Below are 1378 nucleotides of genomic sequence, written 5' to 3' on the forward strand. Positions count from 1 at the left end.
TTGGTGAGCCACTCACTCGCCCTAAAACCAAAGACCTGATCGCGGTCGTGGATGGCATCAACATGATGTCGGCACAGATTGAGTTGTCATTTAAAGAACAGGCCAAAGAAGCACAACGTCTACGTGCTCAAGCATACCTAGATCCTATCTCCAAACTAGGTAACCGCTCGTTCTACATCAACCAAGTTGACCAATGGTTGGCAGAACAAACGCAAGGGGGTATCGCGCTACTCCATGCAGAATATATTGGCGACATTTACGAGACAAAAGACTACCAACGCGCTGATGCCCACGTGAAAGAGTTGTCTCAACGTCTGAAAAACACCATTGATGTTCCGGGAGCCACCATTGCTCGTCTTTCTAGTGATGAATTCGGTCTGCTTTTCCCGCACATGGATGAGAGCGAACTGCGCATTCTCGCGGACAGCATCGTCAACTGTGTCAATGGCCTAAACACTGATCCAACTGGCTTAGCAAAACCAAAAGCCTCGCTTGGTGTGGCACACAGCAAAGATCAGAAAACGCGTTCTGAAGTCCTTTCTATGGTGGATAACGCACTATCGAAAGCCAAAGCACAGCCAGACAAACCATACGGCTTCATTGGTAGCGATACGCCATCTAACTTGATGGGTAAACAGCAATGGAAAGCGTTGGTTGAAGAAGCAATCCACAGCGATTGGGTGAAATTCCGCTTCCAAGCTGCGAAGAATACTTGGGGCAAAGTGTTCCATAACGAAGTGTTCTCAAGCATCGAAAAAGATGGCGAGACTTACCGTGCTAACCAATACTTATTTGCATTGGAACAGTTGGATGCGACCAACATCTTCGACCAATACGTGATTGAGTCGATGATTAAGATGCTAGAAAGCGGCGAGCTTAACGATCCAGTCGCGATTAACATCGCGCAAAGCAGCTTGTCTCAGCCATCGTTCATTCGCTGGACAACCAACATGTTGGAGAAACACTCAAAAGTGGCGTCTAAACTTCACTTTGAGATTCCTGAAGAATGCTTCATTGATCATCCGCACCATACCGCGCTGCTTTGTAACGCAATTCGTCAGTCTGGTGCTGAGTTTGGTGTCGATAACTATGGTCGTAACTTCCAGTCACTGGAGTACATCCAAGAGTTCCGTCCGAACTACGTGAAGCTGGATTACTTGTTCACACACAACTTACACGACGAAAAACAGAAGTTCACACTCACGTCGATCTCTCGTACCGCTCACAACTTGGGCATTACTACGATTGCATCGCGTATTGAAACTCAGATCCAATTGGATTTCCTCACCGAGCACTTCGTAGAGGTATTCCAAGGATTCATCGTCGACAAGGAATAAAAAGGTTTATCAACGATGAAAGACCCTTTACTGAATTCGCT

At 46.7% G+C, this 1378-nt stretch carries 1 protein-coding gene; it reads left to right on the plus strand.

The annotated features are described in order from the left end of the window. Positions 1-1337, plus strand: a 1337-nt coding sequence (locus R7P35_RS24410; protein WP_318092922.1) for an EAL domain-containing protein, incomplete at its 5' end; no start/stop codon positions are given. Positions 1338-1378: the final 41 nt, after the last annotated feature.

This window comes from Vibrio sp. Vb0304 (genome assembly GCF_033338995.1).
GTDB lineage: Bacteria > Pseudomonadota > Gammaproteobacteria > Enterobacterales > Vibrionaceae > Vibrio > Vibrio alginolyticus.